This window comes from Adlercreutzia wanghongyangiae (genome assembly GCF_035989245.1).
GTDB classification, from domain to species: Bacteria; Actinomycetota; Coriobacteriia; order Coriobacteriales; family Eggerthellaceae; genus Adlercreutzia; species Adlercreutzia wanghongyangiae.
Genome location: NZ_JAYMFF010000011.1, coordinates 144,667 through 167,647, shown reverse-complemented (window position 1 = coordinate 167,647; position 22,981 = coordinate 144,667). Strand labels below are relative to the sequence as shown.

The following is a 22,981-nucleotide window of genomic DNA, read 5'->3' as shown; positions in this document are numbered from 1 at the left end:
CCATAGCAGATGAGCGACGGGGAGGAGCCCCTATGAGCGGAACAAGGCGCAGTGAGAAGGCGCGCGACGGGGGTCGGGCGCTCTGCCGTGCCGGGCGCGTGGAGCATACGATCGACCCGGTGTACGACGGGCGCTCGGAGGTGCTCGTGCTGGGCACCATGCCGTCGCCCAAATCACGCGAGGAGGGTTTTTTCTACGGGCATCCGCAGAACCGCTTCTGGCGCGTGTTGGCGGCGCTGTTCGACGAGCCGGTGCCCGAGAACAACGCCGAGCGCACCGATCTGCTGCTGCGCCGCCATATCGCGCTGTGGGACGTGCTGGCGTCGTGCGACATCGAGGGGGCGTCTGATGCCTCCATCGCCAACGCACAGCCGAACGATATGGCGCGCATTTTGCAAGCGGCCCCCGTGCGGCGCGTGTTCTGCACGGGATCCACTGCAGCGCGGCTCTACGGGAAGCTCTGCGAGCCGGCCACGGGAATGGCCGCGGAGAAGCTGCCTTCCACGAGTCCCGCCAACGCCGTCTGGTCGCTGCCGCGGCTGGTGGAGGCCTATCGCGCGGTGGCCGAGTCGGTCACGCCCTTCCGGCCGCCCGCGCTCGAAGTGCCCGAGGTGGTGGCGCTGGAGGGGGCCATAGCCGCCGCCGGCACTCCGCTCGATGCGCTTATGCGCCGGGCCGGCCGCTTTCTCGCCTACGAGGCGCGCAAGGCACTGGAAGGGAAGGGCGGCGAGACGGAGAAGGGGAAGGCCGACGGGCCGCTTCCGGCGTGCGGCGGCGGTGTTGCCAAGGGCGCCGCGGGCCGCGCCGTGCGCCGCGAGGGCCCGGCGGTCGTATTCTGCGGCAACGGGAACAACGGCGGCGACGGCTGGGTGGCGGCCGAGTACCTGGACAATTGGGGCATTCCCGTACGGGTGATTACGGCGAAGGCACCCGACGAGCTGACCGCCGAGCCGGCTCGCGGGGCCGCCTTGCGCGCCGCGGCAGCACTCGGCCCGGGCAGTGCCGTGCATGTCGCCCCCGACCTCGCCGCCGTGGAATCGCTTCTCGCGGACGCGCCGCTCGCTCTCGACGCCATTTTGGGCACGGGGTTCTCCCACGATACGGTAAAGCCGCCCTTCGACAGCTGGATTCGCGCCCTGAACGCCGCCCGCGAGCGCGGCACTGCGGTCGTGGCCGCCGATGTGCCGAGCGGCCTTTCGGCCCAGACCGGCGCGGCGGCCGCCGAGTCGGTGCGCGCCGACGTTACGGTTACCATGATCGTTCCCAAGCCGGGCTTGCTCGCTCCCGCCGGCGCGCCGTACTGCGGCCGTGTGCGCGTGGCGCCCCTCGCGTATATCGAGCCACTGCTTGGCTGAGGTTGGTGGATTGCTTTGAAAATCACGGGTAGCGTAGTTTTCGATGGCTGCTGATACGCTTCTTGTAAAGGAGAAGCTGCGTTTTACCAGGTCGCGATAAGGTCGTTTTGCACCGAAGGGCCTTGGAGGCTACGCTACCCGTGATTTTCAAAGCAAATGATGAGGTTTCGATGGCTGCGGTTCGAATTTGTCTTTGCGAGGGGGGGGGTGAGCGATCCAGCGCGTCCCTTGCGCCTCGCCGTGCGGCACGCGCTTACTCGCCCAGCTCGGCCTTCCAATCGAAGTCGGGCGGCGGGCCGGAGGGCTCGCTCTCCGTGCCCGCGCCATCCGAGCGGCCATCCCACTGGAAGGCGTCCATGAGCACGCGGCCCTCCTCGTCGAAGCCCACGCCCTCGGCGACCAGCATCTTGCGCTGCTCGTCGGGGCCGCCGAAGGCAAAGCCCGTGGCCATGCGGCCGTCCTTGAACACCACGCGGTGGCAGGGGACGCAGCCCGGTTCGGTGCCCGGCTCGGGGTTCGCGTGCAGCGCATATCCCACGTAGCGGGCGCCCCGCGGCGCCCCGATGAGTCTTCCCACCTGGCCGTAGGTGGCCACCTTTCCGCGCGGAATGCGTCGCACCACCGCAAAGACCCGGTTGGCGAAATCTCCCATGGCTGTTCCTCCTGTCGAAGGGGCACCGCTCCCTTTCGCAGCGCCGGCCGCCTCGCGGTTCGGCACAAGCAGCGCGGGTGCGAGCCAACGTGACGGCTTCCTGAAGTTTTGCTGTCAGCATAGCGCACTTTGTGGAACAGGCACGGGCGGGATGGTATCGTGCGCGGAGAAAACAACGCGCCCCGCGGCGGCTCTGCGCGGGTGCTCCCTCGCGGGTGCCCCGGCACATCCCGTCGCCCGCCCCATCGCCCTAAGGAGGGCCTATGTTCAAAGCTCGCTCCAAGTACCTGCTGCTCATCGCGGCCGCTGTCTGGCTCATCGCCGGAACGCAAGTGGCGCGCATGGGCCTTGAGGCGTGCATGGGCGGCGCCGCCAACTCGTGGTTGCTCGTCATCGGCATTCCCGCCACGTTCGTCGCCTTCCACGCCATGTTCTCGAAGCTCGTGGCCAAGCATGCCGCGCGCATTCGCGGCTACGGCGAGGAGAAGATGCACGTCCTGAAGTTCTTCGACGTGAAGGGCTACCTCATCATGGCCGTTATGATGGGCGGCGGCATTGCCCTGCGCTCCTTCGGCGTGGTGCCCGGCTGGTTCGTGGCCTTCTTCTACACGGGCCTCGGCGTGGCGCTCGCCCTGGCCGGTATCGGCTTCATCCGCCAGTACATCCATCACGAGGACGGCACCGTGGGTTGCCCGGTTGCCGGTTGCCTGCACCGCGGCTAGGAAAGCGCGCGACGCAGATTGGGGCGCGCCCGTCGAAAGAGCCCAGCTGATTCATTGATGATTCAGCGGCTAAGGATTATCATAGGCGCGTCTGTATAACCAACCGAAAAGGAGCGGGAATGAAACTGAAGGCGAAGATCTTTGCAGTGGCCGTGTGCGCAATGGCGCTGTGTGTGGCGCTCGTCGGCTGCGCGGGAGGGGGTACTAACAGCGGTAGCGACAACGCCGCGAACTTCCAGGGCGACTGGATGCTGTCCGGCGGCCAGAACGACGGCCAGGAGCTGGATGCCGAGTCCATCGAGGCCATGGAGCAGATGGGCCTGTACGTGTACATGCAGCTGAACGAGGGCGGCAACGCTGTCATCAGCCTGTTCGGCACCAACACCAACGGCACCTGGGAGGCCAAGGACGCCAACACCGTGGCCATTACCTTCGAGGGCGACACCGCCGATGCCACCCTGGAGGGCGACGAGCTGGTGCTGGCCGTGGAAGGCAACTCTCTGAAGTTCAAGAAGGGCGAGATTCCCGCCGACGCCCTGGCTGCGGCCGCGGGCACGACCGAGGATGCCGGTCAGGCCGCCGAATAGCCTGCCGCAACTTCGCAGATCCTGCCAAGGCGCCCCACGGGGCGCCTTTTTGTGTTCCGGCCCGCAGGCCCTTACCGCATTTTCTACCGCCATGACGATCGCGCAGTCACGGTGTGTCGCATCTTGCATCAGCACCAGAACACCGACACCTACGCCCTCATCGACCTTCCGTCAGCGGGGTCCCAGGAGCTGTCCTTCACCTACCTATTTTTGCTCATATGCACAAAATTGGTGGCTGAGGAGATACCAGGTCTGTGCTGGGGAATTTCCGCCTAGTGGGCGCTTGCGGTAATATCATGCTAAACTATTATGGTGCATCCTAGGGAAGAATTCCGGCTGGTCTGGGAAGGGGAGCGTACCATGGACGAGATGCTGAGGGTTTGGGCGACGACGTTCGACCGCAGCCCTCTGCCTTTTGGTGTCGCCGAGGTGCTGCTTGACGACGAGGGGCGCCCTTACGATGCGGTCTACCGCTATCTGAACCCCGCCATGGCCTCCATTACCGATCATGCGGTGGAAGACCTCATAGGCGTGGGCATGTACACCATCTGGGGCGGCGATCCGGCGTGGCTCGATCATTTCTACGAGGCGGCCTACGAGGGTAAGTCCGTGGAGTTCGAGACACTTTCCGACATGCTGCGCCAGTTTTTCCGCGCCGAGGTGTTCCCCGTGGCCGAGGGCCTGTTCGCCCTCACCCTGCAGGATGTGACGAGCTGGATTGTGCCGGCCCAGCGCTCGCTCGACAAGGCGGCTGCGGGCCTGTTCTTCTTCGACATGCGCTACCGCCAGATGCTGCTCACCGACTCGGCCCGCGAGCAGAGCGGCGTGGACACCGACTACATCAGCTTGGCGGAGTTCATCGAGCGCACCTTCGGGCTCACCGCCGGCGATGATCTGCGCCGTCAGATGGAAAACTTCCTCGAGAACCAGACGAGCCTCTACCAGGAGGGCCAGCTCGCCGACGGGCGCTGGCTGCGCATCAGCTTGGACCACACGGGCCGCTCCGAGCGCTTCGCCTACGGCTTTCTGGAAGATTTCACCCGCACCAAGCAGGCAGAGCAGCGCAGCGAGCAGTACGTGGAGGTCATCGACAGCCTGGGTGCCGAGAACTTCGCGCTGTACCTGGTCGATCTGGAGACCAACGAGCTGGAGGTGTACCGTCGCGGCGAGAACGACACGGCCGAGCTCGCCTTGGCAAGCGCGCAGGAGGCCGACTATCCGTCCGCCATGCGGCGCTACATCGAAACGTACGTGGTGGAGGAGGACCGCCCCCGCGTGCTCGCCGAGGTGGGGCCCGACGTTTTGTGGAAGCGCCTGGAGGACGGCGAGGCCGATTTCTCGGTGGGCTACCGCCGCCTGTTCGGCGATGAGGAGCAGTACGTGGAGCTGCGCATCATCCGGCTGCCCCATCCCAGCAGCAAGGTGATTCTGGCAGCCCGCAACGTCACCCACGAGATGCGCGAGCAGCTGCTGCAGAAGCTGGCGCTGCAGAACGCGCTCGATTTGGCCGAGCACGCCAGCCGGGCGAAATCCACCTTCCTCACCAACATGTCCCACGACTTCCGCACGCCCATGAATTCCATCTCGGGTTTCGCGGCTATCGCGCTGGATCACCTGAACGACACCGACCGCGTGCGCGATTGCCTGCGCAAGATCACGCTTTCCAGCGATCACCTGCTCAGCCTGGTGAACGACATTCTGGACGTGAGTCGCATCGAGAGCGGGCGCATGTCGTTCAACGAGGACGTGGTGGATTTGGACGAGGTGGCTGCCGAGGTGGCCACCATGTTCAGCGACAAGGCCGAGGCCTGCGGTATCGATCTGACGGTAGATGCGGCCGGGTTGACCCACACCCAAGTGGTCACCGACCCGCTGCGTTTGAATCAGGTGCTGGTGAACACCGTGGGCAACGCGCTGAAGTTCACGCCGGCCGGTGGCCTGGTCACGGTGTCCCTGGCCGAGCGCGAGGGCGCCCCGCGCGGCTTCGGCAGCTATGCCATCACTGTGAGCGACACCGGCTGCGGCATGACCCCGGAGTTCCTCGACCGCATCTTCCTGCCCTTCGAGCGCGACGGGCTGGGCTACGCGAACAAGACCGAGGGCACGGGCCTGGGCATGACCATCACCAAGAGCCTCGTGGACCTCATGGGCGGCGAGATTCAGGTGGAAAGCGTGGTGGGCCGCGGTTCCACCTTCACCATCACGCTGCCGCTGCGCTTGGCCTCGCCGGAGGAGGTTTCCCAGGAAGAGGCGCGAAACGCCGCAATGGAGGAGTGTCGCCGCGATTTCGCGGGTTGCAAGGTGCTCGTGGTAGACGACGACGATCTGTCCCGCGAGATTCTGATGGAAATCCTGAAGGACTACGGCTTCACCGTGGAAGAGGCCCGCGACGGCGATGCGGCCGTGCGCAAGGTGGCTTCGGTGGCGCCGTTCCATTACGATGCCGTGCTCATGGACATGCGCATGCCCCGCATGGACGGCGACGAGGCCACGCGTGAGATCCGTGCGCTTGACCGCCCTGATGCGGCCAGCTTGCCCATCATTGCCGAGACGGCCGACGCCTTCGAGGAAGGCCAGCGCCGCGCCCGCGAAGCCGGCATGACGGCGCTGACCACCAAGCCGCTGAACACCCACGCCCTCATCGCCCTTTTGGACAAGCATATTCCGCAGAAGTAGGGCGAGTCGGGGTGCCCCGGGGCACGGTCAACGAGATGAGGACATTTCGTCCAAGAATTGGCGTTTGTGATGCAGGAAGAGGGGGTATTTGCTGGCTTTCGCCGGCTTTTACCCCGATATGAAGCCGAAACGACGGTTTAAATGCATCGCAAACGCATTTTCAGGTCAGCAGTTGCATCGTAAGCGGAAATAATCGGCATTTTCATGTGTCGAAGGTGACACGGGAGGGTTTTAAGGCGTTTTCGGGACCCTTTTCTTTCCAGAGCTCTCCTTTTGGAGCCCTCCTTGGTGAGCGGTGGCGGCTCCTTGCGGTCGGCGGGCTCAGGGGCCGAAAGCGGGAGGGGACCCGAAGTGCTTCGGATCCCCTCCCTATGCATGTAAGAGCGCGAAGTATGTGCATGCGCGCATGCTAGGCGATGGGCGGGGTGCCTTCCCAGTTGCCGGCGATGGCGTCGATCATGACGCGGGCGCCGAAGGGCAGCTCGCCGCAGCCCACGACCTTGCGGGCGGGCTTGTGGTCGCCGAAGAAGGCGGCGTAGGCCTCGTTCATGGCGTCAAGGTCGGCCATATCGGCCAGATACACGTTCACCTTCACGATGTCGGCCACCTCGTGGTCAACCGACTCCACGATGGCCTTCACATACCGCAAGCACTGCGCGGTCTGCTCGGCCACGCCGCCGGCCACCAGGTTGCCGGACAGATCAAGCGGCAGCTGACCGGAGATGTTGTTGTAGTGCGAGAACGCCACGGTCTGCGTGGAGAAGGGGCACTTGGGGGCCGCATCGGTGTTGCTCGCCTCGATGATGAGGCCGTGACGGTCCTCGATGGCCTGGGGCGGGGTGCCGTCGCCGTGGGACACCACGGCCTCGACGGCCACGTCACAGTGGAAGGGCAGATCCTTCACGGGCACCACGGTGCGGGCCGGCAGGTAGTTCACGGCGCGGGCAATGCCGGAGTCGGGGAAGAAGGTCTTGTACACCTCGTTCACCGCGTCCATGGCGGCCAGGTCCTTCACGAAGATGGTCGCCTTCACGATGTCGTCCAGCGGCACGTCCACGGAGGCGAGGATGGCCTTCACGTTGCGCAGGCACTGGGCGGTCTGCTCGGCCACGCCGCCCAGGATGGGGCGCCCCGTGCCGGGATCCAGCGGGAGCTGCATGGTGATGTTGTTGTAGTGCGAGAACGCCACGGTCTGGGTGGATGCGGCGTCGAAGGGGGCGGCATGGGTGTTGTTGGTGAGCTTCACCAGGTCGCCGGCCTGGGGCACCGACTGCGTGCCCTCGCCGTTGTCCACGAGCGCCTCGATGAACACGAGGGCGCCCTGCGGCAGCGCGTCCACGGCGGCCACAGTGCGGGCGGGCTGGTAGGTGGGGAAGAAGGAGGCCTGCACCTTCTCCACCGCGTTCAGATCCATGATGTCGGCCAGGAAGATGGACACGCGGATGATGTCGTTCATGTCGTGGCCGATGCTCTCCACGATGGCCTTCAGGTTCTTGAAGCACTGCTCGGCCTGCTCGGCGGCGCCGCCTGCCACGATGGCACCCGTCGCCGGGTCGATGGGCAGCTGGGCCGACAGGTTGTTGTAGTGGGAGAACGCCACGGTCTGCGAATACAGATCGCTCATCGGCGCCGCATCGGTGTTGCGGGCCACTACCACGTTCGGATCGCTCATTGGTACCCCTTTCAAAGGTAGAATTTGCAGCGATTTGTGCAAGTGCATTAAACTTTACCAACACAGTCGCTGTCAATGCCGTAAGGCAAATATTCAGTATAGAGGTGCGCTGTTGACCGTAGGTCAACAGCTTGAATACAGCGAAACCACAGGTCATTGACAAAAAATAGTGCATATGAACAAAAATATTCGTTTTGTGGGGAGGCCATTCCGGAAACTGGGTTCGCGCGGTGAACGCGGGGAATCGGGTGCGGGGCGGCATGCGCGATGTCGCAGAGTCGGGCTCGAGGGCGATTGCCGTCGTGGGCGAACGGGGAGAGCCGGTTGGAGAGGCTACTTCCCGGTGCCGCACAGGCGCGCGATAACCGCCAAGAGCTCCTTGGTGTTGATGGGCTTGGCCACGTGCGCGCTCATGCCGGCCTCGAAGGCGCGCTGCTTGTCCTCGGCGAAGGCGTTGGCCGTCAGCGCGATGATGGGCACCGAGGCCGCATGCGTGCCCGGCAGGTCGCGGATGGCCCGTGCCGCATCGTAGCCGCCCATGACGGGCATCTGGGCGTCCATCAGCACGGCGTCGTAGGTGCCGGGGGCGGCCTGGGCCATCGCGTCCACGGCCTTCTGCCCGTTGTCGACCCAGTCGATGCGAATGCCCGCATCGCCCAGAATGCCCACGACGATAAGGGCGTTCAGTTCGTTGTCCTCGGCAAGCAGGATGTGCAGGCCCTCCAGATCGGCCGCACCCTCCTCTTCGGCAGCCTCGGCCGCGGCATCGTCCCTTTCGGCCAGGGTCAGGGGCAGCGTGACGGTAAAGGTGCTGCCGCGGCCCGGTTCGCTTTCCACGGTAATTGAGCCGCCCATCATCTCCACGAGGTTCTTCGTGATGGCAAGTCCGAGCCCGGTGCCCTGGATGTTGCTCAAGGTGGTGTTGCGCTCGCGGGTAAAGGCATCGAATATCTCGGGCAGGTAGTCGGCCCCCATGCCCACGCCCGTGTCGGCCACGATGAAGCGGTAGGCACCTTCCTCCTCGGCGGCGGTGATGCGCACCCCGCCTTCCTTGGTGTACTTGATGGCGTTGCTCACGATGTTGATGAGCACCTGGTTCAGCCGCAGCGCGTCGGTGACCACCCAGGAATGCTCGATGCCCCGGTCGTCCAGGTCGAGCGTCAGACCCTTGGCCTGCGCTTGGTCGCGCACCATGTCCGCCAGCTCGCGCAGCACCGCGCGCAGGTCGCAGGGCTCCTCCTGCAGCTGCAGCTTGCCGTGCTCGATCTTCGACATGTCCAGGATGTCGTTGATGAGCGACAGCAAATGGTTGCTGGACGACGAGATCTTCTCCAGACAGTCCTGCACGCGGGCTCGGTCGTCCAGGTGCGTTTCGGCCAGGTTCGTGAAGCCGATGATGGCGTTCATGGGGGTGCGTATGTCGTGGGACATGTTCGACAGGAACTCCGTTTTGGCGCGGCTGGCAAGTTCCGCCTTGTCGCGGGCCGCAGCGAGGGCGCGGTTCGCCTCGCCGAGGCGCCGGTTCGCCTCTTCCTGCTGGGCGATGAGGGCCACATCGGCTCGGGCTTGGGAGATGAACGACATGATGGCCGCCGCCATGGCCACGACGACCACCGCCACCACCAGGAAATAGCCGAAGGTGGTTATGAGGAAGTTGCCCTCGCCCACGCTGAGGGTGTCGGTGGGCACGAACAGCATGAGCGACGCATCGCGGAGAGCCGTGGCGCAGACGAAGTAGTCCTGACCGCCGGCGGTGCGGAACTCCAGGCATTCCGTGCCCTGGTCGGCCACGGCCGTGCGCAGTGTGCCGGCATTGCCACCGGCGACGAAATCATAGGTGTCGGTGGTGTCCAGCACGTTGGGCGTCCCGATGAACTTGCGTCCGAAGGTGTGCTGGTAGATGCGTTGGCCCTCGGGGGTGACCAGGTAGGTGAGGCACTCGTCGCCGAAGCCGGCCACGTCCAGCATCTCCTGGATGGTGGCCATGTTCGAGGCAATGGCCAGGTGCGTGACCGCTCGGCCCTCGTCGCCCACGGGCACGGGGGCGGGTAGCCGGCAGATCATGAACAGGTAAGTGTTGATGGTGTCGTAGGGCAGGCCGCCGATGGCGAAGGTGACGTTCTCGGCGTTGGCGTAGGCGCCCTTGGCCACCCAGCGCCCCGTCATGCCCGCGGCGGTGCAGTACGACCCGTCGTCGTCGAAGGCCACGAAGATGCTGCCCCGGTGGTCGGCCGCCTTCTCCAGCTGCGCCAGTCGCTCGATCAAGGCGTCCTCGCTGGTCAGCGGTGTCTCGGCCAGGGCGGCTCCCGCAATGGAGGCGCTTTCCAGTCCCACGTCCATTACGGTGCGCAGCTGGTCGGCCACCTTCATGGTAATCTCGGTGAGATGGGCGTCGCGCTCGTCGAAGAGCTGTTCTTCCACCGTGTGGTAGTAAAAGCAGGTGGCCGCCACCACGAAGGCGAGCCCCGACAATGCGGCGATAATCGCCCGCGGCCCCAAGATGCGTTTCGCCAGCCCCGTCACCGGTTGTTCACCTCGTTGGCGGAGCCGTTGGCGGCCAAGGTCGCATCGGCCTCGGCGAACTGGCGGTTCAGCTGGTCCTCGGCCTCTTGCGCCGCCTCTTCCACGGGCGTTTTCTCTTGCAGAATGCGGCGGAACATGACCTCGATGGCGTCGCTGGACACCAAAATGCCCGCGTGCAGGTTCGGGCCCTCCTCGAAGCCGAGGGCGTTGCCGGTCAGCATGGCGTTTTGGATGACGCGCTCCTCATCGGCGAACTGGCGGCGCAGCGGGTTGCTCTGGTAGTCCTCGGTAGACGAGATGCCGCGAATGGAGGGCAGCATGCCCACGGGCGCCGAATCCAGGAACGCCCCGTAGTTCTCGTCCTCGTAGAGGAATTCCAGGAACGCTTGGGCCAGGGCCGGGTTTTGCGTTTGGCGGTACAGCACCAACGGGATGTGGGTGACCACGCTGGAGGGGGCGGCGCCGTCGGCGTCCATGGCGGGCAGCGGTGCGCACGAGATGTCGTCCAGCAGCTCGGGCGAGGTGCCGGCCACGCCGGATACGTGGAAGCCCGAGTTGAAGTCGAAGGCGGTCTGGCCGGCGTAGAAGCGCGCGGCCTGCTCGGTCACGCTGTCGTCGATGGCATCGGCCGGCGAGCAGTCGCGGTACAGCTCGGCCCAGTAGGCGATGCCCGCCAAGGCCTCGGGGCTGGTGAGGTTGGCCTGCAGGTTGTCGTCCAGCAGGCTGCCCCCGGCGGCGCGCACGTACATGTGCAGGTTGATGACGGCGGTGAAATCGTCGGGGGACAGCGCCATGGCGCAGCCGTAGATGCCTTGCCCGGGATCGGTGAGGGTTCGGGCCGCCGTGGCCAGCTCGTCCCAGGTGCGCGGCACGGAAAGGCCGGCCGCCGCCAGAAGGTCGGTGCGGTACCACAGCACGTAGGCGTGGGAGTAGTAGGGCACGCCGTAGGTGTCCCCGTTGTGAGCGAGCTCGGCCAGCACGTTGTCGGCGAAGCGCTCGCGTCCGATGGCCTCGATGACGGCGTCGGCGGGCTGCAGAAGCCCTGCGGCCACCAGCTCCTCGGTCTCGTACATGTTGCAGGCGGTGCTGATGTCGGGCAAGTCGCCGTTCGCGGCGCCGGCGCGCCAGCGTTTCTTGAAATCGGTCCAGGGCATGATCTCGATGGTGATGTTCGTACCGGGGTTCTCCTCCTCGAACCGGGCCGCGGCCTCCTCGATGGCCGCAGCGCGGTCGGCCTGGACGAAGCTGTGCCAGAAGACGAGCTCGCCGGAGAGCGCACCGTTCCCGCCAGAGGCCTCCGGCTCGGCCGAGGCGCAGGCGACGGCGCCCGTCATCCCCAGCACGAGGGCCGCGGCGGCCAGCGCGATGCCGACACGCTGGATGCGGCGCCGTTTCGCCGTCTTCTGTTCCATAGCGTTCTTCTCCTGTCGTTATCCCCTTTCTCTATGGTAATGCAAAGAATCGGGTGGCACTTTGTCAACAGAGCGAGGTACGATAACATTTTCGCGTTGAGAGGGGTCGTCGTCCATGTTGAAGCTGCATGTGCTCGCCAGCGGGAGCCGCGGCAACGCTGCCATTGTGGAGAACGCGCGCACGGGCGAAGGTGTGCTGGTGGACTGCGGCATCTGCAAGCGCGATTTCTTTTCGCGCGCTGCCGAGGCCGGCTTCGACGTGGCGGGACTGCGCGCCGTTGTCGTCACCCACGACCACGGCGACCACGTGAAGGGGCTTGGCGTTGTCATGCGCGGCCTGGCGAAGGCCGGCGTGTGCCCGGCGGTGCACGCGAGCGATGCGGTCTTCGCGGCCTCAGCACCCCTGCGCGATGCCGTGGCCAGCGTCGGTGCCGCGTTCGCGTCCTTTCGCGCGGGGGACGTGCTGACGCTTGCCGGGATGGTCGTGCACCCCTTCCGCACCTCCCACGATGCCGCCGACTCCTACGGCTTCCGCTTCGACGAGCTTGCCGGCGAGACGTCGGATTCCCTCGGGTACGTGACCGACACGGGCGTTGTGACCGAGGAGGCCTGGGAGGCGCTGGTCGGTGTGAGGCTTTTGGCCCTGGAGAGCAACCACGACGCGCGCATGCTGGAGACGGGCCCGTACCCCTACGTCGTCAAGCAGCGCATCGCCTCCGAGTGCGGGCATCTTTCCAACGAGCAGGCGCGCGAGGCCCTGGCGCGGCTCGCCCACGAGGGGCTGGAGCGGGTGGTGGCCATGCACGTGTCCCAGGAGAACAACACCTACCGCCTGCCCCGCGAGACGTTCCAGGCGGTCATTGCCGAGCGCGGCCTTTCCACGGCGGTTTCCGTTGCCTACCAGGACCGCCTCGTCACCATCGAGTAAGGGAAGGCGCTGTTTTGTGGGGGCGCGGTGGGGGCGTCTCGCCCTCGTTGACTTTATCTGGCAGTTGAATAAACTAGATGCGTCATCGGAGGACTGGTCATCGTAATGGCACGGGCGGCGAGCCGTCTCAGTCGATTGGAAGATGCCGAGTGAGCTCGGAGCCTGCAGGTTAGGGCGAACGAGGTTTCGGCCCGTCGACGAGAAGGATGCGCTATGTCCGACACGATTCAGATTCCCCCTCACATTTCAGCGAGGAGACGTTGGGCGTCGCTTGCTGTGCTGCTCTTCGCGCAACTGGTCGTGTCCATGGATATGACCATCCTGAACATCGCGCTGCCCCACATGGTGGCGGAGATTCAACCGACTTCCGACCAGCAGCTGTGGATCATCGATGCCTATTCTTTGGTGCTGGCAGGCCTGCTTGTGCCTTCGAGCTCTCTTTCGGACCGGTTGGGCCGGAAGAAGACCTTCCTTCTAGGCGCAGCGATCTTCGGTGTCGCTTCGGCGCCCATCATGTTCGCTTCTTCGGCCGGCGCCGTCATCGCCATTCGCGCAGTGCTGGGCATCGGCGGCGCCTTTATCATGCCGACGACGATATCTATGATCCGCTCGGTATTCACTGACTCAAAAGAGAGGGCTACGGCCCTGGCGGCCTGGTCGGCTCTGGGAAGTCTTGGCATGGTGCTAGGACCGCTTATCGGAGGCTTTCTTCTCGAGCATTTCAGCTGGCATGCGGCATTTCTCGTCAATGTCCCGCTCATGGGTCTTGTCGTGTTTGTCGGTCTGCTCATTCTTCCTGAAATCAAAGTGAGGCGAGCCGGTGCGTGGGATGCGCCGGCAGCCTTGCTGGCGCTTTTGGCCATGGTGCTCATGATGTGGGGCATCAAGCATCTGGCCGCAGAGCTTTCGTTTTTCAACTCCGAGGGTCTTGCTGCTCTGGTTGCGGGCATCGGCCTTATGGTGCTTTTCGTTGTGCGGTGCCTGCATTCTGAGACGCCGTTGCTCGACTTAAGGTTGTTTTCGCTCAGGCCGTTTCGCGGGGGTGTGATCACGGCCCTCTGCTCCATGTTTGGTATGGCGGCCCAGTTGTTTCTGCTGTCGCAATGGCTGCAACTGGTGAATGGCTCGGGGCCTCTCGAATCCGGCATGTTGCTCATCCCCCAGGCGGTGGCAAGCATCGTGGCCGGCATGGCGGCTCCTGCGTTGGCGATGCGTTTGGGGGCCAAGCCGGTCTTGCTGGGTGGTCTGGGAATAGGTGCGGTGGGAATGCTCATGCTGTTGCCCTTCATCGATGACCTCACCCTTGCCCCTATTATCGTCTCCACGGTTCTCGCGGGCTTGTGCACGGGCTCCCTTTCAGTGGGCTCTGCCGTCATCATGTGCGCTACGCCGCGCGAGAAGGCTTCGAGCGCGGCAGCGTGCGAGGAAGTTGCCTACGATATGGGCAATGTCTTGGGTGTTGCCGTCATCGGATCGGTGGCCTCCATCGTGTATGTGCTGGGGCTTGACCCGGCTGCACTTGCGGCCTCGGGGCTTGACGCTGCCTCTATCTCGGCGGCGGGCGAGTCGTTCCCGGCTGCCGTGGCTATCGCTCAGCAGGCTGGTGCGACAGAACTGCTCGCCGAGGCTGTCCGGGCTTTCGACCACTCTGTCGTCGTGGCTTCGGCCATAGGCGGCATCGTCATCGCGCTGGCCTGTGTAGCCATTGCGCGCCTCATTCCGAACGGCCTTTCCATTACCGAAGAGATAGAAGAGTAGGAAGGACCCCATCGGTCGTAGGTAGGAACCCGGCATTGTCTGTCCAGTACGGCGCTGAGGGGTATTTGCATGAGGCGGCCCTTGTCGGCGCGCCTCCTTCAGGCTGCTGCTATCGCTGTGCATCAAAAAGAGATTCACTGGGTGTTCACGACCATTGGGATGCCGTGGAAACGAAGCGCTACCACCGCAACCTCGGCGCCTCGGAGGGCATCGAGCTTTTGCGCTGCTAAGAATGGGTGCCGACTGTGGCGTCGGCGCAGCCGAAGGGGGTTTTATGAAAATCAGCATAAGTCATGCCACGGTGTCTCATGGGGCGGACATCGTGCTTTCCGATGCATCGTTCGCTGTGAAGGGGAACGAAAAGATAGCTGTGGTTGGACGTAACGGCTGCGGGAAGACGACGCTGCTCAATCTCATTGTCGGAAGCGAGACGGCGGAGCCTGCAGGAGCGGTGTCGCGTCGCAGCGGACTTACCGTCGGTTTCTTGCGGCAAGTGGCCTTCAACGATGACAGCGTTACCTTGGAAGACGAGGTGAGGAAAGCCTTTCCCGCCATCAACGAGCTGCGCGAACGTATCGACCGCCTGCAGGTGCGCATGGAGTCCGACCCGGACGAGAAGGTCATTCAGAAGTACGTGGACGCTCTTGAATTGTTCGCCCACCAAGGGGGCTACGAGTACGAGGCGGATTACGAATCGGTGCTTCGTCACCTCGGGTTCACGCGCGATGACGCGAAGCGGCCTCTTTCGTCTTTTTCCGGCGGGCAGCGCACCCGCATTGCCTTCGCCCAGGTGCTGCTGAATAAGCCCGACGTGTTGCTGCTCGACGAGCCGACCAACCATTTGGACATTCCCACGATACAGTGGCTCGAGAGCTATCTAAAGTCGTACGAGAGCGCTGTGGTCGTGGTCTCCCACGACCGGGAATTCCTCGACAATGTGGCCGAGGTCGTCTACGAGATCGAGTACGGGCGCATGGAGCGCTACGCGGGCAACTACACCGCCTTCGTGGCAGAGAAGGAGCGCACCTGGGATAAGCGCCAGCGAGCCTACGAGGCCCAGCAGGAAGAGATTGCCCGCCTTGAGCAGACGATCGAGTCATTCAAGGGGCATCCCACCAAGGCAGCCATGGCCCGGGCCAAACGCAGCCAGCTCGATCGCATGGTGAGGCTTGAGCCCCCGCGCAAGTACGATCTGAAAACCTTCAATCCCCTCTTCGAGCCGGCGCGGCGAGGATTCGCCGAGGCGCTTGAGGCCCGCGATCTGGCGCTCGGGCGCGAGGGAGGCGAACTGGGCCGGTTGAGCTTCTCTATTGAGCGCGGGCGCAAAGTGGGCGTCATCGGCCCGAACGGCTGTGGGAAATCGACGCTTTTGGAAACACTTGCGGGCCGAGTAGCCCCCCTGGCGGGCAGTTTCGCTTTCGGCGGCAGTACCGATTTAGCGTACTTCGAGCAGCAAATTGCCGCGCCCTCGGGCGACCAGACGGTGTTGGAGAGCTTCTGGAGCGAGTTTCCCGGACTTACCAACAACGAGGCGCGTGGAGCCCTCGGCTCGTTTCTCTTGGGCGGCGACGACGTTAACAAGGCGATCTCGCGCCTGTCGGGCGGCGAGCGGGCGCGTCTCGAGCTGTGCCGCATGATGGCCCGTCGTCCGAACTTCCTTTTGCTGGACGAGCCCACCAACCATATGGACATCCCTGGCAAAGAGGCGCTGGCGCGGGTACTGCGGGGCTATGCGGGCACCGTGCTGTTCGTTTCCCATGACCGCGCGTTTCTCCGTGCTGTAGCCGATGCGCTCATCGTGTTCGATCCCGTTGAGGGGGCCTACTATTTCCCCTACGGCTACGACGAGTACGCCGAGGTCGCCTGAGCGGTTGCGCTCCCGCTAGCTTTCGTGGTTCTGGGCGAGGGTGAGCAGCTCCTGCTTGGAATGGACATCGCATTTCGCGTAGATGCGCGAGATGTGCGTCCTCACGGTATTGGGGCTCAGGCACAGCTCCTCGGCGATGAAAGTGGACGAACGCCCGCGGGTGAGCAGTTCCAGCACGTCGGTCTCGCGCGCGGTAAGGCCGTGCTCAGCGGCGATGGCCTCGGCCGTGGCGCGAACGTCGGGCGTGGCGGGGGAGGCGGCCGGATGCCTGGCGGTGCCGTCGGCGGCATCCGGGTCGGCGGGGTGCGCCAGGCTGAGGGGCTGTCCCCAGAAAAACCGGTCCATGTTCCGTTCCGTGGCGAGCCACACCACGGCGATGACCACGAGGCAGCACAGGGCGAGTCCCAGCACGGTCACCGTGCCGAACAGGGGACTCAGAGTGGTCTCGGCCAGCCCCAGCAGCGACCCTGTGGCCACGGACGCCTCGTAAGCTACCAGGTAACCGGCGATGATGCGGGCGGGGCGGAACGCGGCATAGGAGGCGAAGTCGACCATGGCGACGAGCGGGATGATCATAAGCAGGTTCAGGGCCACCAGCGACACGTTCCACGACACCATGATGGCTCCGGCGCCCATGAACACCACGAAGGCGAGAATGGCCGCTGTGCCCATGGCCTTGGCGGCTGTGGCATACACGAGGTCGGGGATGGCGAACAGCAACGCGACAACGATCAGCGCCGCGGCCGATTGGGTGACGATCCATCCCGTTGCGCCTCCGAAGGGGCCGCTGCCGATGTAGCTGAACGAGGGATCGACGGAGAGCGGCGAGAGCGCCGTGCAGCCTATGGTGAGAATGGCAAACGCCACTGCGACCGGGAGAAGGGACCGGGGCGCGATGGCGATGCACACCGGTGCTGCGACGCGGGGAGAGCCGGAACGCGAGCCGAGAATCCAGAAGATGGCGGCGAGGGGGCCCAGCAGGAGAACGAGCACATCGGCTGAGGCTGGCAGCAGCATGGGCAGCAGCATGACGAAGAATCGGGCGAGAAAAGCCCCCGTTACGATGAACTTGATGGCGTTGAGTGGGAAGTGCGCCATGCGCAGCAGCAGGAGGGGCTTGAAAAGGGCAGGTCCCGCCGCGGCCAACAGGAATCCGGCAAAGGCGACGGCAAAGGGCATGGAGTCCCCTATGGACACTATGGCGATGGTGGCCCCGGCCAGCATGCTGCAGGCGGCAGTGACGGCGATGGCGGTGGCCGGCGTGCGGTCGGCAAGAGAGGGGGCGAAAAGCAGCGGCAGAAAGACGAGCACTTGCACGAGGCAGTACAGCGGGTACATCACTGCAGAGAGCGCCGTGCCGGTGAGCATGAGACCCGAGCAGATCATCTCCTCGTACAAAAAAAGGCAGCCAAGTGCGCCCCCGGCGAGGGCACAGCTTTTCCAGGGGTGAGCTGTGCTGTGCGTGTTCGCCATATCAGGCCCCTCCCTGGCCGACTTGTGCTTGAAAACATGATAGCGCAACTTTTTTCGACAGGGCACTTTTTCGGTAGGTGATGATCAGGTGTTTTGCAAATATACAGCGTTTTGCATGACCCGAAAATACAGCGTTTCGGGGCTTGGGGGAGCGCATGGGACGCGGCAGACTTGTCCTTGTCCGACAAAGGTCGGATGCGCCGCGAGCTGGTCAGGGGACTGCCTCGCGGAGGAGGACACCACGTAACCAAATAGGAGGGATCATGTCCAACACCGAACTGACCCGACGCAGCTTCCTCGCGGGAGCGGGCGTCATCGCCGCCTCTGTGGGCGCCGCGAGCCTTGCCGGCTGCGCGCCGCAGAAGCAGGAGTCGCTGAGCGAGACTGGTGCGACTGCCGCCGCCGACGGCTCTCCCGCCTGGCTCGGCGCCGAGCCCGAGGTTGATGAGAGCTCGCTTGCGGAAACTGTCGATTGCGACGTGCTTGTGGTTGGCGCCGGCACCGCCGGGTGCTTCGCCGTGTGCTCTGCTGCCGAGGAGGGTGCCAAGACGGTGCTCATCGAGAAGTACGCCGAGGGCAACTCCAGTGGCATCCGCGATGACATCGGCGCCGTGGGTACCAAGATCCAGGCCGAGGTGAACTCGACGCTTGATGTGGAGCTGCTGGCCCGCTGCTTCCAGCACACCTCCGGCTTCCGCCAGAACCAGCGCGTGGCCAATGTATGGTTCAACGAGTCCGGTGAGACCTACGACTGGTACACTGACCGCGTGACTGAGGCCGGCTTCAAGGCGAGCATCCGCCAGGCGAAGCCTTCCGACGACGACCAGTACACCCCCTATGGCATTCCGTCCTTCGACACCTGCCATTACGTTCAGTGGAAAGAGGGCGTGACGCCGATCGAGAACGTCGGTCCCATGAACAACCGGGGTTGCGAGACGCTTATCAACTACGCTCGCGGCCTTGGCGCCGATTGTCGTTTCGAGACCACGATGACCAAGCTCATCAAGGAGGACGGCCGCGTGGTGGGCGCCTACGCCGAGACCGCCGAGGGCCCCATCCGCATCAACGCCGCCAAGGGCGTCATCCTGTGCACGGGCGGCTATTCCATGAACCCGGATATGATGTCGGCCCTGCAGCCTGAGATCGTGCGCGTAGCTCCCGCCATCAAGGAGTCCATGCCCGGCGCCACTGGCGACGGCATTAAGGCGGGCCTGTGGGCCGGCGGCGTGCTCGACCTGGCCCATGCCTGCAGCTGCGCTCCCGAGCAGATCATTCCCGAAGGTGTGGCCTACGAGGACATCGATCCTGCGACGCTCGGCTTCTCTATGTGCGGCATGCTGCCCTTCCTGCGCGTGAACACCGAAGGCAAGCGCTTCTGCAACGAGGACGACCTGTTCGACTCCACGAGCCACGAGCTGGCCTACCAGAAGGATCCGTACTTCATCACGCTGTACGACAGCAACTGGGCCGACTACGCGCAGAAGTTCAACGTATACCATGCCTACCGCTTCACGCCCTACGACAACGGCGCGCTGCAGCTGTTCGGCGACACGGAGTTCGTGCAGGCCTCCATCGACGAGATGGTTGAGTCGGGTACCGTGATCAAGGCCGACACCCTCGACGAGCTGGCCGAGCGCCTGGATATCCCCGCCGACACCTTCAAGGTCGAGGTGGCCCGCTACAACGAGCTGGTGGCCGCTGGCAAGGACACCGACTTCTACAAGCCGGCGTTCCGCTTGACTCCTTTCGACACCCCGCCGTTCTACGCCGAGCGCAACCTTCAGGACGTGTACCACACCATGGACGGCCTGATCATCGACGAGGACATGCGCGTGCTCGACGAGGCCAATGAGCCTATCGAGGGTCTCTACGCTGCCGGCGACGTGTCCAGCTGCTTTCTCGGCGCCACCTACTTGGGCGTGGCTGCCGGCATTGCCTCGGGCCGCTCCATCACCTTCGGCCGCCACGCCGGCCGCGTAGCCGCCCAATCCTAGAGCCTTCGACGACGGACGGAATACCTCCCTCCCCTTGTTTCCGCCGTCGTAAGAGGCCGATGCGCTCCCGACTCCCTCCCGGTCGGGGGCGCGTTTTGCTTCCTGGGACGCTAAGGCGGCTATCGTGGAGAAGGGCAAACAGCTGGTCGGCATGACGCGCCTTTCCAGCGCCTATCAAGACCGCCTCGTCACTATCGGGTGACATGGCTCAGGCATGCCTGCGTTTCATGATATGATGCAAGAGCCGATAACCGAAGAAGGAGGTGGCCATGGCGAGTGCTACGACGGTGTTGAGCACGGATGACATTCGCGCCATGGTGCTTCCGTTGCTGGCCAAGTACGATATGCGTTCGGCGAGTCTTTTCGGCTCGTATGCGCGAGGCGAGGCCGATGGCGATTCGGACATCGATCTCATTATCGAGGGAAACCCCGGTTTTCGCCCTCTGAATATTTTCGGGGTTGCGGAGGATCTTCATCGGCTTTCGGGAAAGAGGGTCGATGTTTTCGAGATGTCTGAGCTGGATGCTGGCCCCTTTCGCGATACTGTGCTTCGGGAGGCCGTTGCGCTATGAGAGATGACGCATATCGCCTTGCGCGTATTTCCGAGGTTGGCCGCCAGTTGCTGTCCGTCGTCGATGAAAGGTCGATTGACGAAGAGGCCGTGCTGAGGGACTTCGAGGTTCAGTGGCTCATCACAACACCGCTCTACAATATTGGCGAACAGGCAAACTGCGTTTCGCGCGCATACGCCGATGCTCACCCCGAAGTGCCTTGGGCGCAAATCGCCGGCCTGCGCCATCGCCTTGTGCATGATTACGAGGGTGTCAATTGGAAGATGATCGCAGCCGTGCTGTTCGACGAACTCCCAGAGGTCGTTGAGCAGATTGAAGGGCTATTGGGCGAGGGTGAAATGCATTGCGATACGTCGGAGGCGGAAGGGGTCGATGAAAATCGCCGAGGGCACGCTGTCCCATGATTTGATCCTCTAAGGTTAAGCGCTTTCCCTAAGGCTTTCTAACAGAAGCTGTAATTCCGCTCAAGGGGGCGGACTCCTATGCTGGATGCAGGGCGCGAAGGAGCGCCACCAACCCAATTCCACGGGAGGGAGGGGAAGGCAATGAGCAAAGATTTCAGCCGACGTAGCACGGTGAACGACGTGTGTCACACCATGGACGGCCTGATCATCGACGAGGACATGCGCGTGCTCGACGAGGCCAACGAGCCTATCCCCGGTCTGTTCGCTGCCGGCGACGTGTCCAGCTGCTTCCTCGGCGCCACCTACTTGGGCGTGGCTGCCGGCATTGCCTCGGGCCGCTCCATCACCTTCGGCCGCCACGCGGGTCGGGTGGCGGCGCAGTCCTAAGGCGCAAGGACGTCTCGCCCCTGGTCTTCCCAGCATTTCCCGTTGTCGGGCATCGGCTCCCCTCCCTCCCCGCCGATGTCTGCCTGCCTTTAAGCCAATAAGCCCCGCTGTCTCCCTCGGCGGGGTTTCTTGGCTTAAGGGTTCAACCTTAAACCATCTTCCAAACCATGTAATTCCGCAACAGGATGCCACTGACTATGATGAGCGAAGAGCAACAAAAGAGTTGCCCGTTAAGCAAAGGTATTGAGGAGGGTAACGGAATGATCGAGAACAACCAGGTCTCCCGTCGCACGTTTATGAAAACAGCTTCAGCTGGCATGCTGGGCCTGGCCGCTTTGGGCATGGCCGCCGGCTGCGCGCCGACGGGCCAGGGTATGGCCGACACCAACGGCGGTTCCGGTACGGGGGCGCCCGAGTCGTGGGACGGCGAGTACGACTTCGTGGTGGTGGGCTCCGGCACTGCCTTGGTCGGCGCGCTGACCGCCGCCTCCCAGGGCGCTAAGGTGGCCATCGTGGAGAAGGGCAAGCAGCTGGGTGGCACCACGCGCCTTTCTGGCGCCGGCGCCTGGGTGCCCAAGAACCAGAAGCAGGTGGCCATGGGTCTTGGCGAGGATCTCTCCGACGAGGAGATCATGGGCTACATGGAGGCCTGCGACGTCTACAACGGATCGACCCGCGAGACCAAGCAGGACTACCTGGACCACGCTGCCGCCGTGTTCGAGTGGTGCGAGGAGAACCTCGGCATGGTGCTGGATTCCGGTCTGGTGGGCGACTACACGTCCCTTCCCGGATCGAAGCGCGCCGGCCGCTCCATCTCGCCCGTGGACGCCAACGGCGAGATGATCGTCGGCGAGCAGCTGTTCGGTGACATCCTCATTCCCCAGGTGGAGCAGAACGGTGTTGACACCTACCTCAACACCGAGGCCACCGAGCTCGTGCTGGGCGACGGCGGCGCGGTCGTCGGCGTGAAGGCCAAGGACGGCTCGTCCGATCTGTTCCTGAAGGCCGACAAGGGCGTGCTTTTGGGCGCCGGCGGCTTCGAGCACAACGATCCCATGCGCGAGGCCTTCATGAGCGTGCCGCTGTACGGCTCTCTCAGCGTGGCCGAGAACACCGGCGACGGCCACCGCATGGGCGTGGCTGCCGGTGCGGCGCTGGCTAACATGGAGGCCTACTGGGGCTGTCCCTTCTACGTGCTCGGCGACGGTGCCGAAATGGTGGAGACGGCCACCGATTGGGGTGACTACGCCGGTCTGCCCGGGGCCATCATGGTGAACGCCGCCGGCAAGCGCTTCACTGACGAGAGCTCCGGCTACCCCTGGATGGGCATGTCCTTCGGCGCCTTTGACGCGAAGACCTGCTCGGTGCCGAACCTGCCGGCCTACCTGGTATTCGACGCCGACCATGTGGCGTCTTTCGGCTGGCCGGCCAACGAGGAGAGCCAGCCGGAGTGGCTCGGCGAGTACGCCACGCTGGAGGAGCTGGCCGCCGGTTGCGGCATCGATGCTGCCGGCCTTGCCGCCGAGGTGGAGCGCTACAACGGCTTCTGCGACACCGGCGTCGACGAGGACTTCGCCCGCGGTAAGAGCAACTACACCTCGCTTCTGGAGTTCTCGCTGCCCGAGACGCCCGAGACGCCGAACATCTGGCTCGGCAAGATCGCCACGGCGCCGTTCTACGCTGTGCGCGTCGGACCCGGCACCATCGGCACCTGCGGCGGGTTGGACGTGAACACCGACGCCCAGGTGCTCGACTACGAGGGCAACCCCATCGAGGGCCTGTACAGCTGCGGCAACAACGCCTCCAACATCTTTGGCTCGGCCTATCCGGGCGCCACGGCCACTACGGGCCAGGGTTACTATCGCGGCTTCAAGGCGGCCAACCACGCGCTGAACTTGGGACTGCTCGGCTAGAGGCGTGCGGTTTCGCGCGGGAAAAGTAGGGTAGACTTAACGGGACGGCCGGGGCTTCCGGCCGTCCCGCACGTTCGCGTCCGAGG

Annotated in this window: 18 protein-coding genes; 13 read left to right on the top strand and 5 right to left on the bottom strand. The window is 64.3% G+C overall.

What is annotated here, in order from left to right; translation table 11 throughout:
• The first annotated feature begins 32 nt into the window (after positions 1–32).
• A complete protein-coding gene (locus tag VIN30_RS06840) occupies positions 33–1,355 on the top strand; it encodes a DNA-deoxyinosine glycosylase (RefSeq protein ID WP_338210302.1) in 1,323 nt (440 codons plus the stop codon).
• 253 nt (positions 1,356–1,608) lie between these two features.
• On the opposite strand, the gene VIN30_RS06835 is transcribed toward VIN30_RS06840, so the two are convergent.
• Positions 1,609–2,007 (bottom strand): MGMT family protein, encoded by a 399-nt coding sequence (locus VIN30_RS06835; RefSeq protein ID WP_338210300.1) that lies wholly within the window; start codon positions 2,005–2,007, stop codon positions 1,609–1,611.
• Positions 2,008–2,270: 263 nt separating this feature from the next.
• Between VIN30_RS06835 and VIN30_RS06830 the strand changes: the two genes are divergently transcribed.
• The 4 genes from VIN30_RS06830 to VIN30_RS06815 all read left to right on the top strand — a co-directional run bounded on the left by VIN30_RS06830 (position 2,271) and on the right by VIN30_RS06815 (position 5,992).
• On the top strand, positions 2,271–2,729 hold the full coding sequence (locus VIN30_RS06830; RefSeq protein ID WP_338210296.1) for a hypothetical protein: 459 nt from the start codon (positions 2,271–2,273) through the stop codon (positions 2,727–2,729).
• 119 nt (positions 2,730–2,848) lie between these two features.
• Positions 2,849–3,316, top strand: coding sequence for a hypothetical protein (locus VIN30_RS06825; RefSeq protein WP_338210294.1), 468 nt, complete (start codon positions 2,849–2,851; stop codon positions 3,314–3,316).
• 18 nt (positions 3,317–3,334) lie between these two features.
• On the top strand, positions 3,335–3,592 hold the full coding sequence (locus VIN30_RS06820) for a type II toxin-antitoxin system RelE/ParE family toxin (RefSeq protein WP_338210337.1): 258 nt from the start codon (positions 3,335–3,337) through the stop codon (positions 3,590–3,592).
• Positions 3,593–3,676: 84 nt separating this feature from the next.
• Positions 3,677–5,992, top strand: coding sequence for an ATP-binding response regulator (locus VIN30_RS06815; RefSeq protein WP_326424533.1), 2,316 nt, complete (start codon positions 3,677–3,679; stop codon positions 5,990–5,992).
• Positions 5,993–6,401: 409 nt separating this feature from the next.
• On the opposite strand, the gene VIN30_RS06810 is transcribed toward VIN30_RS06815, so the two are convergent.
• The 3 genes from VIN30_RS06810 to VIN30_RS06800 form a co-directional block, all read right to left on the bottom strand.
• Entirely contained in the window at positions 6,402–7,664 is a 1,263-nt protein-coding gene (locus VIN30_RS06810; RefSeq protein ID WP_338210292.1) for a RidA family protein, read from the bottom strand.
• A 333-nt stretch (positions 7,665–7,997) separates the two neighbouring features.
• Complete coding sequence (locus VIN30_RS06805) at positions 7,998–10,187, bottom strand: ATP-binding protein (protein ID WP_338210290.1); 2,190 nt, start codon at positions 10,185–10,187, stop codon at positions 7,998–8,000.
• Positions 10,184–11,599 (bottom strand): ABC transporter substrate-binding protein, encoded by a 1,416-nt coding sequence (locus tag VIN30_RS06800; protein WP_338210289.1) that lies wholly within the window; start codon positions 11,597–11,599, stop codon positions 10,184–10,186. The genes VIN30_RS06805 and VIN30_RS06800 overlap by 4 nt, the downstream gene beginning before the upstream one ends.
• Positions 11,600–11,714: 115 nt before the next feature.
• On the opposite strand from VIN30_RS06800, the gene VIN30_RS06795 reads away from it, so the two are divergent.
• From VIN30_RS06795 to VIN30_RS06785, 3 genes are all read left to right on the top strand, one after another.
• Positions 11,715–12,527 (top strand): MBL fold metallo-hydrolase, encoded by an 813-nt coding sequence (locus tag VIN30_RS06795; RefSeq protein WP_338210288.1) that lies wholly within the window; start codon positions 11,715–11,717, stop codon positions 12,525–12,527.
• Between the two features lie 213 nt (positions 12,528–12,740).
• Positions 12,741–14,285: an MFS transporter gene (locus tag VIN30_RS06790; RefSeq protein WP_338210287.1), complete on the top strand. Its 1,545-nt coding sequence runs from the start codon at positions 12,741–12,743 to the stop codon at positions 14,283–14,285.
• Positions 14,286–14,559: 274 nt separating this feature from the next.
• Entirely contained in the window at positions 14,560–16,152 is a 1,593-nt protein-coding gene (locus tag VIN30_RS06785) for an ABC-F family ATP-binding cassette domain-containing protein (protein WP_326424527.1), read from the top strand.
• Between the two features lie 15 nt (positions 16,153–16,167).
• On the opposite strand, the gene VIN30_RS06780 is transcribed toward VIN30_RS06785, so the two are convergent.
• The gene (locus VIN30_RS06780; RefSeq protein WP_338210286.1) at positions 16,168–17,538 is read right to left on the bottom strand and encodes a helix-turn-helix transcriptional regulator; all 1,371 of its coding nucleotides are present in this window, start codon (positions 17,536–17,538) and stop codon (positions 16,168–16,170) included.
• A gap of 350 nt (positions 17,539–17,888) precedes the next feature.
• On the opposite strand from VIN30_RS06780, the gene VIN30_RS06775 reads away from it, so the two are divergent.
• From VIN30_RS06775 to VIN30_RS06755, 5 genes are all read left to right on the top strand, one after another.
• Positions 17,889–19,619, top strand: coding sequence for an FAD-dependent oxidoreductase (locus VIN30_RS06775; protein WP_338210285.1), 1,731 nt, complete (start codon positions 17,889–17,891; stop codon positions 19,617–19,619).
• Between the two features lie 269 nt (positions 19,620–19,888).
• Positions 19,889–20,191, top strand: coding sequence for a nucleotidyltransferase family protein (locus tag VIN30_RS06770; RefSeq protein WP_326424524.1), 303 nt, complete (start codon positions 19,889–19,891; stop codon positions 20,189–20,191).
• Positions 20,188–20,595: a HepT-like ribonuclease domain-containing protein gene (locus VIN30_RS06765; RefSeq protein WP_338210284.1), complete on the top strand. Its 408-nt coding sequence runs from the start codon at positions 20,188–20,190 to the stop codon at positions 20,593–20,595. Before VIN30_RS06770 ends, VIN30_RS06765 begins: the two co-directional genes overlap by 4 nt.
• 141 nt (positions 20,596–20,736) lie before the next feature.
• The gene (locus VIN30_RS06760) at positions 20,737–20,982 is read left to right on the top strand and encodes an FAD-binding protein (protein ID WP_326424522.1); all 246 of its coding nucleotides are present in this window, start codon (positions 20,737–20,739) and stop codon (positions 20,980–20,982) included.
• A gap of 260 nt (positions 20,983–21,242) precedes the next feature.
• On the top strand, positions 21,243–22,895 hold the full coding sequence (locus tag VIN30_RS06755; protein ID WP_326424521.1) for an FAD-dependent oxidoreductase: 1,653 nt from the start codon (positions 21,243–21,245) through the stop codon (positions 22,893–22,895).
• Positions 22,896–22,981 lie beyond the last annotated feature (86 nt).